Consider the following 14,516-nt stretch of genomic DNA (forward strand, 5'->3'; position numbering starts at 1 on the left):
ATGCAGGACATCGTCATCGGCGTGGATGTGGGCACCGGCAGCGCCCGCGCCGGCGCCTTCGCCCCGCACGGCACCATGCTGGCCCAGGCGGCGCAGCCCATCCGCATGTGGCGGCCACGCCCAGGCTTCGCGCAGCAATCCTCCACCGATATCTGGGCAGCGGTCTGCGCCGCGGTACGCAATGCCCTGGCGGAACTGGGCCCTATACGGGTGCGCGGCATCGGCTTTGATGCCACCTGCTCCCTTGTGGCGCTGGATGCCGCTGGGGACCCCGTCTCCATCAGCCAGGATGGCGAGCCAGAGCAGGATACGGTGGTCTGGATGGACCACCGCGCGGCAGCGGAGGCCGAGCGCATCAATGCCGGCGGGCATGACGTGCTGCGCTATGTCGGCGGCCGTGTCTCGCTGGAAATGCAGACGCCCAAGCTGCTCTGGCTGAAGCACCACCTGCCGGAAGCCTGGGCGCGTGCCGCGCTGTTCCTGGACCTTCCGGATTTCCTGACCTGGCGGGCCACTGGCAGCACCACGCGCTCGCTCTGCTCCACCGTCTGCAAATGGACCTATCTGGGGCGTGAAGGGCGCTGGGACGAAGGCTTCTTCCGTGCCATCGGGCTGGAGGATCTCGCCGCCGAGGGCTTCCAGCGCATCGGCACCGAGATCCTGCCGGTGGGCCAGCCCATCCCGGGCGGGCTGAGCGCCACGGCGGCCACGGAGCTGGGGCTGCCGGCCGGCATTCCCGTCGGCACTTCCGCCATCGATGCCCATGCCGGCGGGCTGGGCGTCATCGGCGCCGCGCTGGACGGGCAGGCGCCGGATGAGCAGGCGCTGCTGCGCCGCCTGGCACTGGTGGGCGGCACCTCAAGCTGCCACATGGCCGTCTCGGCCGAGCCGCGCTTCGTGCCGGGCGTCTGGGGCCCCTATTTCTCCGCCATGCAGCCGGGCCTCTGGCTGAACGAGGGCGGGCAATCCGCCACCGGCGCGCTGGTGGACCATGTCATCACCACTCATGCCGCCTATCCCGCCCTGGCGGAGGAAGCGGCTCAGGCCGGCATCACCATCTACCAACGGCTGAACGAGTTGCTGGAGGAGATGGCGGCGCCGCTGCCCTTCCCGGCGCTGCTGACGGAACATCTGCATGTGATGCCGGATTTCCACGGCAACCGCTCCCCGCGCGCCGATGCCTCGCTGCGCGGGATGGTGTCCGGGCTGGGGCTTTCCGCCACGGCGGAGGACCTGGCGCTGCTCTACCTCGCCACGGTGCAGGCCATCGCCTATGGCACCCGGCATATCATCGAGACGTTGAACGGCCAGGGCTATGCCATCGACACGGTGCTGGCCTGTGGCGGCGGTACCAAGAACCCGGTCTTTCTGCGGGAACATGCCGACGCCACCGGCTGCCGCATCGTGCTGCCCGCCGAGCCGGAGGCCATCCTGCTGGGCGCCAGCATGCTGGGCGCGGTGGCCGGCGGCGTCCATCCGGACCTGCCCGCCGCTATGGCGGCGATGAGCCGCGCCGGGCGCGTGGTGCAGCCGGCCTCCGAGGCCGCGCGGCGCTACCACGACGCCAAATACGCCGTCTTCCTGCGCATGCACGAGGACCAGATGGCCTATCGCAGCCTCATGGCCGGCTGAGTTGCCATCGCCGCGCCCCGGCCGGGGCGCGGCGGCAGCTTGCTTTGCCTCAGGCGGCGAACCAGCCGTTCACCCGCTGGCCATGCTCGTCGATATACTTCGAAACGGCGGCATCGGTGCTTTCCTCCTGGGCCACCAGCATCGCGGCTTCCAGCTCATCCAGCGGCATGTTCAGCTTGGAGAGGAAGGCGGCAACCTCCGGGCGATCCTTCTTCAGGCCAGGGCGGCCCAGGCCCACCACTTCCTCGGCCGCGCCCAGCGCGCCCTTGGGGTCGGCCAGGTAACGCAGCTCATACTTGCCGAACATCCAGTGCGGGCTCCAGGCCGTCGCCACGATCCAGTTCTTGCCGCGCATCTGGCGGTTGACTATCGAGATCATCGCGGCCTCGCTGGATTCCTGCAGCTTGTAGCCATTCAGCCCGTAGGCCTTCAGCGTATCCTGCGACAGGCGCGTCAGGCCGGCGCCGGGCTCGATGCCCTGGATGCGCCCACCCAGCTTCTCCTGCACCGCCGGCTTGGCGAGATCCTCGATGGAAGCCAGCTCGCTCTCCGGCACATACTTCGGCACCACCCAGCCCAGCTTGGCATCGCCATAAAGGGTGCCCAGGCGCTCCACCTTGCCTTCGACGCGCTTGTAGTAATCCTCATGCGTCTTCGGCAGCCAGGACATCAGCATGGCGTCCACGTCACCGCGCGTGACGCCCTGGTAGAGCGGCGCGACATCGGTCTGGATCAGCTCCACCTTGGTGTCGAGCCGGTCCTCGATCAGCTTGGCGGCGAGGCGGGTGATGAACTCGGCATCCGCCCAGGGCGCGAAGCCGAGCTTGATGCCGCCGGAGCGGGCGAACGCCGGGCGGAAGCCCGTGGCGAGGCCGGCGGCCAGGCCCATACCGGCGGTGAGGAACTGGCGCTTGTTGATGGCGATCATGCATCGGCATCCTTCTGCTTGCGGGCGCGGCCAAGGGGCGCGCCCGAGGGTAAATCAGGAAAAAAGGAGGGGCAGGGGCCCGGCGGCCCCCGCCGCGGTCACGCCTTGCGGGCGACCAGCGTGCCGGAGGGCTCCGCCTCATCGCCACGGGCGAAGACGGTGCGCAGGCGCCTGAGGCTGAAGCCCTGCGGCTCGGCACTGAAGCTCTGGGTGATGCGGTCGAGCAGCACGGCCAGCACCACGACGGCGAGCCCGCCCTCGAAGCCCGTGCCCACATCCAGCCGCTGGATGCCGGTCAACACCGTATTGCCCAGCCCGCCGGCACCGATCATGGAGGCGATCACCACCATCGACAGCGAAAGCATGATGGTCTGGTTCACGCCCGCCATGATGGAGGGCAAGGCATTCGGCACCTGCACCTTCAGCAGCAACTGCATCGGCGTGCAGCCGAAGGCCTGCCCGGCCTCAATGAACTCATGATGCACCTGCCGGATGCCCAGGTTGGTCAGGCGTACCACCGGCGGCATGGCGAAGATCACGGTGGCGATGGTGCCCGGCACGGCGCCGAGGCCGAAGAACATCGCCGCCGGAATCAGGTAGACGAAGGCCGGCATGGTCTGCATCAGGTCCAGCAGCGGCCGCGCCACGGCCTGCACCGCGCGGCTGCGCGCCATGGCGATGCCGAGCGGAATGCCCAGCACCATGGCGATACCGGTGGCGGCGAGCACCAGGGACAGGGTTTCCATCATCCGGTCCCAGAGGCCCATGCCGCTGATCAGCATCAGCGCGGCCACGGCGAAGATGGCGAATTTCCAGCCCACGCGCCACAAGGCCAGCAGCGCGATGACGGCGATGGTCAGCGGCGCCGGCGCGAAGACCAGCGCGTCCCGCACGCCATCCGTGACGAAGCCGATGGTGGCGGCAATGGCATCCAGCGCCGGGGTGAAGTGGTCGAGAATGAAGTTCACGACCGCATCGGCGCCCTCGCCGATATGGAGATCGAGATCCTGCAAGGGGATTCTCCTCAGTTGCCGCTGCGGTCGAGCGTTTGCAGCAGTGCGGTCTTGCTGATCGAACCGAGGTAGCGCTGCTCCTCATCGACCACCGGCAGGGGGTGCGGGCTTTCCGCAACCCGGCCCATCACGTCCGACAGCATCTCATTGGCTGCGATGGGCTCGACATGCGGCAGCAAGGCTTGCCGGTAGACGTCCTGCTCCGGGCGCCGCGCGGCATCCTCCAGCGAATCCACGGTGACCATACCGTGATACTTCCTGTCGCGGCCGATCACGATGGCGACGTCGCGCTTGTGGTTGCGCAGCCGCTCCAGCGCGGCCGGCAGGGCGGTGTGGCGGCGCTCGATCATCGGCATATGCGTTTCGGCGGCAATGTCTCCGGCGCGGAAGACCTGGGCGACATCGACGTTGCGGAAGAAGGAGCGCACGTAGTCATTGGCCGGATTGGTCACGATCTCGTCCGGCGTGCCGACCTGCACCACGCGTCCATGCTGCATGATGGCGATGCGGTCGCCGATCCGCATGGCCTCGTCCAGGTCATGGCTGACGAAGACGATGGTGCGGCTGTGCTCGGATTGCAGGCGCAGCAACTCGTCCTGCATCTCCGCGCGGATCAAGGGGTCGAGGGCCGAGAAGGCTTCATCCATCAGCAGGATGCTGGGCTCGCCCGCCAGGGCACGGGCGAGGCCAACACGCTGCTTCATGCCGCCGGAAAGCTGGTCTGGCTTGCTGTCGGCATAGGCGCCGAGACCGACGCCTTCCAGCGCGGCGCGGGCCTTGGCATGGCGCTCGGCCTGGGCCATGCCGGCCACTTCCAGGCCGAAGGCCGCGTTGTCCAGCACGCTGCGGTTGGGCAGCAGGGCGAAGGACTGGAAGACCATGCCCATCTCGGCCCGGCGCAGCGCCGTCAGCTCGCGGCGGGACATCTTCGCGATGTCTCGGCCATCGATCAGGATCTCGCCGGAGGAAGGCTCGATCAACCGGTTGAGCAGGCGCAGCAGGGTGGACTTGCCGGAACCTGAGAGGCCCATGATGACGAAGATTTCGCCGGCGCGGATCTCGAAGCTGGCGTCATGGACGCCGATGGTGCAGCCGGTCTGGGCATGCACGGCAGCCTTGTCCTGGCCTTCGCGCACCATGCGCAGGGCGGCCTCGGGACGGTTACCGAAAACCTTGAAGACGTTACGGAGTGCGATCTTTACTGGGGCAACGGCGTCATCGCCGGCCGCCCTGTCGAGGGTGGGGGTCGGGGCAGTCATTGATTCTCCGGGCTGCCGCGCGCCACGCGGCGGCATCACCTCCATCGGGTTGAGCGAAGCGCAGCCATCCGCTAGTCCGGGCGACTGCTGGGCACGTCATAGTGCCCCTAAAAAGACACAATTGTTCTGTGCCAAATCGAAGGGATGCCTAAAGCATATCTGCGGGCATGTCCAGTCCCATGGAGCTCCCGGCCAGCAAGGCTTGAGCATCAGGTATCAATAAGCAAAGCAGCAGAGAAAATTTTGGGTCCGGCACCGAAAACATGTGTTCACATTGCTGCTTCTTGATCTGCCCGTTTCTGCCCGTGGCTCATTTCTTCTGATCTGCAGTTTGTTCGTGGTCTCCCGGCACCGTGGGTACCTCGAGGTGCGTTATCCGGCCACAAAGTGCAGAAAAATTTGTCCACCTATTCATCCACAGGGCTATCCCCCGAAACTGTGGATATCTTCCGCCGGGCGTGCGGATGACCAGGCGGGGAGGGCCTTTCGCGGAGGGGGCCTCATGGCGTGGTTAGCGCTTCCCAGCGGCGGCGCTTTCATCCTAGCGTTCGCGCGTCCACATGACGGAGACCGCCATGAGCCTGACGCGCCGCCATCTGCTCGCCGGGATCGGCACCTCACCTATGCTCATGTCGGCCTCGGCCGCGCTGGCACAGGGCGTTCAGCCCAAGCGGGGTGGCGTGCTGAACGTCATCCTGAACCCGGAGCCGCCGATCCTGCAGATCGGCGTTAATAACCAGACGCCGACGCTGATCTGCGGCAGCAAGATCACGCAGGGCCTGCTGAAGTTCTCCCCGAGCCTGGAACCGCTGCCCGAACTGGCCAAGAGCTGGACGGTCAGCCCCGATGGGCTGGAATACGTCTTCAGGCTGCAGGAGAACGTGAAGTGGCACGACGGGCGCCCCTTCACCTCGGAGGATGTCCTCTACTCGGTAATGACCTTCAACCGGGAGATCGCACCCCGCCTGCGCGGCGTGATCGCCGGTATTTCCGAGGCCACGGCGCCCGACCCGCTGACGGTGCGCTTCGTGCTGAAGCAGGCCTTCCAGCCCTTCCTGCTGTGCTTCGATGCCACGGCGCTGCCCATCGTCGCTAAGCATGTCTATGACGGCACCGATATCCGCGCCAACCCGGCCAATCTGAAGCCGATCGGCACCGGCCCCTTCCGTTTCGCCGAGTGGCAGCGCGGCAACTTCGTGCGCATGGAGCGCTTCGCGGATTACTGGAAGCCGGGCCAGCCTTATCTGGACGGCATCATCTGGCGCGTGATCCCGGATGGGCAGAGCCGCCGCCTCGCCATCGAGAGCGGCCAGGTGCATATGAGCACCGCGACGGATATCGAGCCTTTCGACATCCCCGCGCTGCGGCAGGCGCCGAATCTCAATGTCACAACCAAGGGCTGGGAGTATTTCTCGCCGCTCTTCTGGTTCGAGATGAACCACCGCGTGAAGCCCTTCGATGACAAGCGGGTGCGGCAGGCCATGAGCATGGCGCTGGACCGCAAGTTCATCGTGGAGCGGCTTTGGTTTGGCCTTGGCAAGGCCGCGACGGGGCCGGTGGCCTCCACCACCCGCTTCTACGATGCCAGCGCCACGCTGGCGCCGTTCGATGTGGCCAGGGCCAATGCGCTGCTGGACGAGGTAGGGCTGAAGCCCAATGCCCAGGGCAACCGCGGCGCCTTCAAGTATGTCATCCCGCCTTATGGCGAGATCTGGACGCGCATGGGCGAGTATTTCCGCCAGGCGATGCGGCGCATCGGCTTCGACGTGACGCTGGAATCCACGGATGCCGGCACCTGGGCTTCGCGCATCGCCAACTGGGATTACGAGGCGACATCGAACGTCCTCTACCAGTACGGCGACCCGACCCTGGGCGTGGAGCGAAGCTATGTGTCCTCCAATATCCAGAAGATTCTCTTCACGAACACTGCCGGCTATTCGAACCCCAAGGTGGACGAGCTGTTCGCCAAGGCGCGCACCGGCGCGACGGAGGCGGAGCGGCGTGCCGCCTTCTCCGATGTCCAGAAGATCCTGGTGGAGGATGTGCCGCTGCTCTGGGTGGTGGAAGTGAATTACCCGACGGTGACGGACAAGCGGCTGCACAACGCCGTGCAGCTCGGCACCGGCAACCATGCCAGCTACGATGACGTCTTCCTGGCCTGAGGAACGGCGGCCGCGCCACAGCGAAACAGCGCCTTGGCGATTGACGAAGGGCGGAAAGGCTGGGGGAATGTTGTCCCCGCTGAAGCCGTTCCCCACCTTCGTCAAGAGGTCGCCACATGCCCGACTGGACCCGCGCCACCACTGAAGCCGATCGCCTCGCGCGGGCCTGGAGCGAAGCTGCGGGGCCGGGCGGTGCCATTCTGCTGTTCGATAGCGCGGGCATCCGCCATGCGGCATCCGGCGGCTTCGCCAGCCTTGAGCATGCGATTCCCTTCACGCCGGATACGCCGAACCGCTACGCCTCCATCAGCAAGCATTTCCTTGCCGCCACGGCGCTGCTGGAAGAACTGCCGCTGGAGGCGCCGCTTGGCGTGCTGCTGGAAGGCCTTCCGGCGGCGATAGGCGCGGTGCCGCTCGGCCGTGCGCTGGATATGACCGCCGCGCTGCCGGACATGATGGAAGTGCTGTGGCAGCAGGGCGTGCCCTATACCGCCGGCCTGAATGCCGCCGAGATTCTGGAAGTTGCCCGCCACCTGCCGGGCTTGAACGCCGCGCCCGGCACGGAGATGGCCTATTCCAATACAGGCTGGCGTCTGGCGCAGTCGATCTTTCCTGCCCAGCGCGGCGTGGCTTACGCCGAAGCGCTGCGACGCCGTCTGCTGGCACCGCTCGACCTGCCTATCCGCTTTCCCGAGGACGAGACGGAAGCCGTGCCGGGTCTCGCCACAGGGTATTGGTGGGATGGCGCTTCCTGGCGGCGCGGGCGCTATGGCATGCATTTCTCCGCCTCCGGTGGGCTGGCCGGGAGCGCGGCGGCGCTGGCACGCTGGCTGGTGGCGCTGATGACGGGCCAGGGGCCGCTGTCAGGGGTGCTGGAGCAGCTTGCCGCGCCAAGGTTCTTCGTGGATGGGGCGGAAAGCGTCTACGGCCTTGGGCTCGTGCGCAGCAGGCTGGGCAATGAGGAGTTGCTGGGCCACGGTGGCTCGCTGCCTGGCTACCGCAACCATTTCCTGCTCGCGCCCCAGCGTGGTCTCGGCGTGGTGGTGCTGACGAACCGGGAGGAGGATGCCCTTTGGCCGGCGATGACCGTGCTGGCGTCCTTGCTGGAGCAGCCGCTGCCTGAACCGGTCCGTGACCTCCCCACCGGACTCTTCGCCTCGGCCGAGGGGCCTTTCTGGGCTGAGACAACACCGGATTCCATCAGCTTCATGGGCGGTTACGAGCGGCTGGTGGCGGAGCCCGATGGCGGCGCCCGCAGCCTTCCCGCTTATCTCGACATCCGCCTGCAGGCGGAGGGGCAGGATGTGTTGGCGGGGCAGGTCGGCGGCGCCGAGCGGCGTTTCCTGCGCGTGTCGCCGGAGCAGCGTCTTGACCCGGCGCTGGTCGGAGACTGGCGTGAGGAACACTACGGCCTTGCCGTGACGATCCGTGCTGACGGCACGGCGCGGCTGCCCTGGGCAGGCGGCAACGGTGCCGAGACCAGGCTGACAGCCCTGCCCGGTGGGCGTGCGCTGGCCGACCTTGTGCATGGGCCCTGGCGGCATCGCCCCTGCCTTTGGCTGCAAGCGGATGGATCTTTGCGCCTTGCCAGCCATCGCGCGCGAGTGCTGCATTTCACGCGACCGAATCCTTGAGGAGACAGGCCTTGAATCGCTCACGCATCGCGTTGTTGCTGGCTGCCGCGCCGATTGCCCTGACGCTGGCCCATGGGGCCGCTGCGCAGCCGGCGCCGAACCGCGTGCTGCGTGTGGCGCCGCACGCTGATCTTAAGACCCTGGACCCGGTCTTCGCGTCCATCGTCATCACCCGCATGCACGGGCTGATGATCTATGAGACGCTTTTCGCCTGGGACTCCAAGCTCCAGTCCCATCCGCAGATGGTGGAGAGCGTCTCGACCTCGCCGGACAACCTGGTATGGAGCTTCCGCCTGCGTGACGGCCTGCGCTTCCACGACGGGCAGCCCGTGACCACGCGTGATGTCATCGCCTCTCTCCAGCGCTGGATGAAGCGCGACACGGTCGGCGGCAAGATGGCTGAGTACACCGCCGCGTTGGAAGCGCAGGACGAGCGCAGCTTCACGCTGCGGCTGAAGAAGCCCACCGGCATGGTGCCCTTCGCGCTGGGTTCGGCAGTCGGGCAGATCCCGGCCATCATGCGCGAGAGCGATGCGGCGACCGATCCGATGAAGCCGGTGACGGAGGCGATCGGCAGCGGCCCCTTCCGCTTCAACCGCGCGGAATGGCAGAGCGGCGCGCGTGTGGTCTATGATCGGAACCCCGATTACGTCCCGCGTTCCGAACCTGCCGATGGCCTGGCTGGCGGGCGCGTCGTGAAGCTCGACAGGGTCGAGTGGACCATCATGCCTGACCCTGCCACGGCGGCGGCGGCCTTGCAGACGGGTGAGATCGATATCTGGGAGCAGCCGGGGCAGGACCTGATCCCCGTCATCAGCCGTAACCGCGATGTGAAGGTGGAGCGCTATTCCAACCTCTCCAACCAGGCGATGCTGCGGCCCAACCACCTGCACCCGCCCTTCAACGACCCACGCGCCCGGCTGGCCCTGGCCTACGCGACGGATCAGGCGGATTTCCTGGCCGCCGGCTTTGGCGATGAGCAGTGGTGGAAGCGCTGCGCATCCTATTTCGTCTGCGGCAGCCCCAATGGCACCGAGGCCGGCACTGAAGCCTTTGCCAAACCGAACCTGGAAACCGCCCGCAAGCTGCTGGCTGAGAGCGGCTACAAGGGTGAGCGGGTGGTGATGAGTTCCTCCTACGACATCGCACCCATCGGGCGCATGGCGGAGGTGGCGGCGGAGACGCTGAAGAAGATCGGCCTGAACGTCGACCTGCAATTCGCCGACTGGGGCACGGTGACGACGCGGCAGCAGAACCGCTCGACGCCGGACCAGGGTGGCTGGAACCTCTTTGTCACCACTGCCTCCGGCGCCACCATGCAGTCGCCGGTGACGAATATCGGCACCAACATGGCCTGCGACCGTGCCTGGTCCGGCTGGCCCTGCGATGCCGAGGCGGAGAAGCTGCGGAACGCGGTGGTAGAAGCGGTGGACGAGGACGGCCGCCGTGCCGCCACCGAGGCGCTGCACCGCCGGCTGGCGGAAATGCAACCTTACCGCGTGCTGGGGCAATACGACCAGCCTTATGCCCGGCGGAGCAATATCAGCGGCGTGCTGAGCGCGCCGGTCATGGTCTTCTGGAACATCGAGAAGAAGTAGATGGGGCAGGGCTGCTGATTGCGCGGATGAGGCCGGCCTGGGTTGACGATGCCTTGGCCGGCGCAGCCGGAAGCCGATGCTATAGGTAGCGCCTCAGCCCCCCTGTGTCCGAGAAGCAACTTGCTTTCACTGCCACGCTCCTTCTTCCAGCGCCCCGCCCCGGCGGTCGCGCATGACCTCATTGGCACCTTGCTGCTGGTCAGTGGGGTAGGCGGCATCGTGGTGGAAGCGGAGGCCTATGATCATCACGACCCGGCCTCCCATAGCTATCGCGGCCCTACCGCGCGCAACGCCGCCATGTTCGGCCCGGCCGGCCATGCTTATGTCTACCGCTCCCACGGCCTGCACTGGTGCTTCGACATCGTCTGCGGTGAGAAGCCCTTGGGCAGCGCCGTGCTGGTCCGGGCCCTGGAGCCTGTACGAGGGCTGGACCTCATGCGGCAGCGGCGCGGCGTTGCCGACCCACGGCTGCTCTGCGCCGGCCCCGGGCGGCTGACGCAGGCGCTGGGGATCACCGGTGCCTTGGATGGCAAGCCGCTTGATCAGCCGCCTTTCCTGATCTCCGCCGGCCAAGCTCCGCCCGACGTTGTGTCTGGCCCGCGCATCGGTCTTACCCGGGGTGGCGACACGCCCTGGCGCTTTGGCTGGGCAGGTTCCGCCTTTCTCAGCCGCCCCTTCCGGCCCTAGGAACTGGCGCGACTTTACAGCCCACACCTGCTCGCGGGAGCGTGAGATCTGTGAGGCCCGGCGAGGGGGATGGTGCAGCTTCGAGAGGGCTGGAAACCCGCGCCTCTGGGCGAGGTGCGCTCCACCAGCCGGTGCCGCGGCAACAGACAAAAGACGCCGGGCTTACGGATACATCCAGCACCGGAAAATTGAGCGCCGCTGCTCAACCAACAAGACTTGCTAAAGCAGCCAAATTCCCCACAATAACAAACAAGTAGATACTTCTTCCGGCGTAAACAACTTTCTTTCAGTGCAAAAAATTTCCAGACCTTGGGGATTCATAGCGGTGTCTCAGCCTCGGGTTCTTCTTGTCGCCAGCAATTTCCCACCCGTTCTCGGTGGTTCCGCCTCCGTTTACGCCAACCTTGCGGCCCATGCTCCGGAGCGCCTCATGGTGCTGGCGCCCAGCAGAGATTACCTGAACGGCGCCGTCATCGAGGGCCATGAAGCGCATGACGCGAACGCCCCCTACCGCGTGTTCCGGCTTCCCTTGTTGCGAACCATCATGCAACAAGGCAGCCTCCAGGGACTGCGGCGTCTGCCGTTCATCCTGTCCGATCTCTTCATCCGGCTGCGGGTTCTTGGCCTTATCCTGAACCTGGTCGTCTTCCGCGGGGTGCGAACTGTCTGCATCGGCGAACTCTTGTCCTTTGGCTGGCTGGCCAAGGTCTTGCGCTGGGTGCCCGGCGTCTCCACCGCCGTCTATGTGCACGGGGAAGAGATCACCATCGCGGATTCCTACGACCCGGAGCATGCCCGTGCCCGGCGTGCGATCATGGACAGCGACGTCACCATCGTGGTGAGCAACTTTACGATGCAGGCGGTCCATGACCTGCTCGGCCCTGGTCATGGCAAGCAGATCACCATGATCCAGAATGGCGTGAACAAGCAGGCCTTCTTTCCGGCCGGCAAGCCGCCCGCGCTGGTGGCACGCTACGGGCTGGAGGGGCGGTTCACCTTCATCTCTGTCTGCCGGCTGGTGGAGAAGAAGGGCGTAGACAACGCCATCCGGGCCTTCCGCGGCATCAGTGAAGCCGACCCGGAAGCCCGCTTCCTGGTGGTTGGCTCGGGCGAGGACGAAGCCAGGCTGCGTCAGATCGTGGCTGAGGAGAACCTGACCGGCAAGGTGATCTTTGCGGGCCGCGTTCCCGATCATGAACTGGCCGACCACTACCGGCTCGGCGACGTGTTCGTGATGCCGAACCGGCGCATGCCGGACGGAGATACCGAGGGTTTCGGCCTGGTGTTCCTGGAGGCCAACCGCTGCGGCCTACCCGTGGTGGCAGGACGCGACGGCGGCAGCACGGATGCGGTGCAGGACGGTCTGAACGGGCTGGTGGTGGATGGGCACTCCGTGCCTGCGATCGCCGCTGCGATGCGGGCCCTGGCTGAGGACAGCGCGCTCTACCAGCGCCTGCGCGAAGGAGGGCTGCGCCGCTCAGATGAGGCCGGCTGGGACGAGAAGGCCCGGGCTTTCCTACGCCTTATCGGCAGCCGCAATGAGGAGGCAGGAAAGCTGGCCCCGACGGAGGGGCAGTTCACCCTGGTGTGGCTGCTTTGCCTGCCGCTGGTTGTTCTGGCGCTGCCATATCTCCTGGCCCTCAGGCTTGGGGGAACCCCGCGAGCCTCTGACGCCTGACCTCAGCACCAGGAACGCCGCCTTGAACAACAGCCATTCCGCAAAGCCGCACTATCAGTACGTCGATTGCCTGCGTGGCTATGCCGTGCTGATGGTGATCGCCTGCCACTTGGCTTACGAGTTCCCCGAGTTGCCTTACCGGGTGAAGCAACTGGTGACCTCCGGCTGGTTCGGGGTGCAGTTGTTCTTCATCGCAAGCTGCCTGACCTTGATGATGTCCTGGAATGCGGAACGGAACGCGAAGGGAGAGGTCAGCCTGCGGGCATTCTTCCTGCGCCGCTTCTTCCGCATTGCTCCCGCCTATTATGCGGCTGGCATACTGTACTTCGTCATTTCCCCTCCGCCGGGAGGCTTTGATGCGATGCAGGCGCTGCGGACGGCGGTCTTCATCAATGCCTGGCACCCTGCCTGGCTAACCGCCCCAGGAAGCTGGAACGTGGTGCCGGGCGGCTGGAGCATCAGCGTGGAATTCACCTTCTATGCCGTGTTCCCGCTTTTCGCGACGCTGGTAACAAGCCTGCGCAGCGCCGTGATCGCTCTGGCCGCCAGTCTGGTATTAGGGGCCGTGGCCAACCTCACCGTCCTTGGTGCCTTCACGCCTCATTATCCAGCGGAATCCATCAGCAACTTCCTGTTCTTCTGGTTCCCGAACCAGTTCAGCATCTTCGCCCTCGGCGCCGTGGCGTATTTCATGATGAAGGATGCGCCACGGCTGATGGCCTTCATCGAGCGGCATAGCGGCCTCATTGCCACGGGCGCCATCCTGTCCTTCTGCATCGTGGCCTTCCTGCCATTCGGCAAGTATATCGGCAGCCAGTCGCTGATGCCGGCGGGACATGCCGCGTCCTTGCCCCTGGTGGTGCTGGTGCTGGCCTTGTCCCGCCACAAGGGCGTGCTGGTGAACCGGCCGGCAGCTGCGATGGGCAAGGTGAGCTTCAGTGCCTACCTGCTTCACTTCATGGTGCTGTATATCTTCGGCTTGTTTCCGGATCTGCTGCATACGCAGGCGACAGGTATTGAGGCTATCCTCGCCTATGCGGTCGGCCTGGTCCTGACCGTAGTGCTGACCTACCTGACTTCGGCTCTGAGCTACTATGTCATCGAGCAGCCAGGAGTGCAGGCGGGGAAGCGACTGATCCACCAGCTCCGCCGGCCGCGGCCGCTGCCGGCTTGATGCCCGGCTAAACCTCCGCCGGCTTCCAACAAAGGTGCCAGATATTCCATGTGTTCTCCCGGACATGGCGTATCTGGTGCTCTGCGTTTCGTTGCTGGGTCTGAGAAGTTCCGGCCAGCCGGGCTGCCCTGCTATCAGTGTGGCGGAGGAGCCCGCATGCCCGAACTCTATAACCTTTCCGCCCGCCGCGCCGATGGCACCGAAGCGTCCCTGGCCGAGTTCCGTGGAAAGGTATTGCTGATCGTCAATACCGCCAGCCGGTGCGGTTTCACGCCGCAATACGAGGGACTGGAGGCGCTGCAACAGCAACTCGCCCCGCGCGGCTTCACCGTGCTGGCCTTCCCCTGCAACCAGTTCGGCGCGCAGGAGCCCGGCGACGACAGCAGCATCGCGGAATTCTGCGCCACCACCTACCGCACCAGCTTTCCTGTCTTCGCCAAGGTGGAGGTGAATGGGGCGGGGGCGCATCCGGTCTTTCAACACCTGAAGCAGGCGCGACGCGGGTTGCTCGGGACCGGGCGCATCCAGTGGAATTTCACCAAGTTCCTGGTGGACCGCCAGGGCGAAGTGGTGGCGCGGTTCGCACCGGTCACCAAGCCTGCCGCCATTCAGGGCGCGATCGAGAAGCTTCTCTGACGGCGAGGTCCGGTTACCTGCGTGGCTCGCCAACAGGGCTTCGCCGGAACCCTTGGCGTGCCAGATTTCATCACGGCAATGCCTCCATAAAGTCGGTTGCGGCGCGCTGAGCCGC

General features: G+C 66.0%; 11 protein-coding genes. 8 read left to right on the forward strand and 3 right to left on the reverse strand.

The genetic code is table 11. From position 1 onward, the window contains the following. Nucleotides 1–1,632, forward strand: a complete 1,632-nt coding sequence (locus tag EBE87_RS10900) for an FGGY-family carbohydrate kinase (protein ID WP_120636901.1) — start codon at nt 1–3, stop codon at nt 1,630–1,632. A gap of 49 nt (nt 1,633–1,681) precedes the next feature. On the opposite strand, the gene EBE87_RS10905 is transcribed toward EBE87_RS10900, so the two are convergent. The 3 genes from EBE87_RS10905 to proV all read right to left on the reverse strand — a co-directional run bounded on the left by EBE87_RS10905 (nt 1,682) and on the right by proV (nt 4,832). After that, nucleotides 1,682–2,560: a glycine betaine ABC transporter substrate-binding protein gene (locus EBE87_RS10905; protein ID WP_199707131.1), complete on the reverse strand. Its 879-nt coding sequence runs from the start codon at nt 2,558–2,560 to the stop codon at nt 1,682–1,684. 98 nt (nt 2,561–2,658) lie between these two features. After that, on the reverse strand, nt 2,659–3,573 hold the full coding sequence (locus EBE87_RS10910; protein WP_120636902.1) for an ABC transporter permease: 915 nt from the start codon (nt 3,571–3,573) through the stop codon (nt 2,659–2,661). 11 nt (nt 3,574–3,584) lie between these two features. Continuing rightward, nucleotides 3,585–4,832: a glycine betaine/L-proline ABC transporter ATP-binding protein ProV gene (proV, locus tag EBE87_RS10915; protein WP_233553064.1), complete on the reverse strand. Its 1,248-nt coding sequence runs from the start codon at nt 4,830–4,832 to the stop codon at nt 3,585–3,587. A 575-nt stretch (nt 4,833–5,407) separates the two neighbouring features. On the opposite strand from proV, the gene EBE87_RS10920 reads away from it, so the two are divergent. From EBE87_RS10920 to EBE87_RS10950, 7 genes are all read left to right on the forward strand, one after another. Continuing rightward, nucleotides 5,408–6,994: an ABC transporter substrate-binding protein gene (locus EBE87_RS10920; protein WP_233553065.1), complete on the forward strand. Its 1,587-nt coding sequence runs from the start codon at nt 5,408–5,410 to the stop codon at nt 6,992–6,994. A gap of 116 nt (nt 6,995–7,110) precedes the next feature. Next, entirely contained in the window at nt 7,111–8,628 is a 1,518-nt protein-coding gene (locus EBE87_RS10925; protein ID WP_120636905.1) for a serine hydrolase domain-containing protein, read from the forward strand. A gap of 11 nt (nt 8,629–8,639) precedes the next feature. Then, nucleotides 8,640–10,226, forward strand: a complete 1,587-nt coding sequence (locus tag EBE87_RS10930) for an ABC transporter substrate-binding protein (RefSeq protein WP_120636906.1) — start codon at nt 8,640–8,642, stop codon at nt 10,224–10,226. 120 nt (nt 10,227–10,346) lie between these two features. Next, complete coding sequence (locus EBE87_RS10935) at nt 10,347–10,913, forward strand: DNA-3-methyladenine glycosylase (RefSeq protein ID WP_233553066.1); 567 nt, start codon at nt 10,347–10,349, stop codon at nt 10,911–10,913. Between the two features lie 430 nt (nt 10,914–11,343). After that, the gene (locus EBE87_RS10940) at nt 11,344–12,591 is read left to right on the forward strand and encodes a glycosyltransferase (RefSeq protein WP_120636908.1); all 1,248 of its coding nucleotides are present in this window, start codon (nt 11,344–11,346) and stop codon (nt 12,589–12,591) included. Nucleotides 12,592–12,613: 22 nt separating this feature from the next. Continuing rightward, nucleotides 12,614–13,765, forward strand: coding sequence for an acyltransferase family protein (locus EBE87_RS10945; protein ID WP_158600813.1), 1,152 nt, complete (start codon nt 12,614–12,616; stop codon nt 13,763–13,765). Nucleotides 13,766–13,921: 156 nt separating this feature from the next. Further along, a complete protein-coding gene (locus tag EBE87_RS10950; RefSeq protein ID WP_120636910.1) occupies nt 13,922–14,401 on the forward strand; it encodes a glutathione peroxidase in 480 nt (159 codons plus the stop codon). The last annotated feature ends 115 nt before the right edge of the window (nt 14,402–14,516 follow it).

The sequence above is a fragment of the Teichococcus wenyumeiae genome (genome assembly GCF_003696345.1).
Taxonomy (GTDB): domain Bacteria; phylum Pseudomonadota; class Alphaproteobacteria; order Acetobacterales; family Acetobacteraceae; genus Pseudoroseomonas; species Pseudoroseomonas wenyumeiae.

What these genes read in the sequence shown, in the direction of transcription:
- EBE87_RS10925 (WP_120636905.1), top strand. Translation starts at nt 7,111, where the DNA reads ATGCCCGACTGGACCCGCGCCACCACTGAAGCCGATCGCCTCGCGCGG.
- EBE87_RS10905 (WP_199707131.1), bottom strand. Translation starts at nt 2,560, where the DNA reads ATGATCGCCATCAACAAGCGCCAGTTCCTCACCGCCGGTATGGGCCTG.
- EBE87_RS10950 (WP_120636910.1), top strand. Translation starts at nt 13,922, where the DNA reads ATGCCCGAACTCTATAACCTTTCCGCCCGCCGCGCCGATGGCACCGAA.
- EBE87_RS10920 (WP_233553065.1), top strand. Translation starts at nt 5,408, where the DNA reads ATGAGCCTGACGCGCCGCCATCTGCTCGCCGGGATCGGCACCTCACCT.
- EBE87_RS10940 (WP_120636908.1), top strand. Translation starts at nt 11,344, where the DNA reads ATGGTGCTGGCGCCCAGCAGAGATTACCTGAACGGCGCCGTCATCGAG.
- EBE87_RS10900 (WP_120636901.1), top strand. Translation starts at nt 1, where the DNA reads ATGCAGGACATCGTCATCGGCGTGGATGTGGGCACCGGCAGCGCCCGC.
- proV (WP_233553064.1), bottom strand. Translation starts at nt 4,832, where the DNA reads ATGACTGCCCCGACCCCCACCCTCGACAGGGCGGCCGGCGATGACGCC.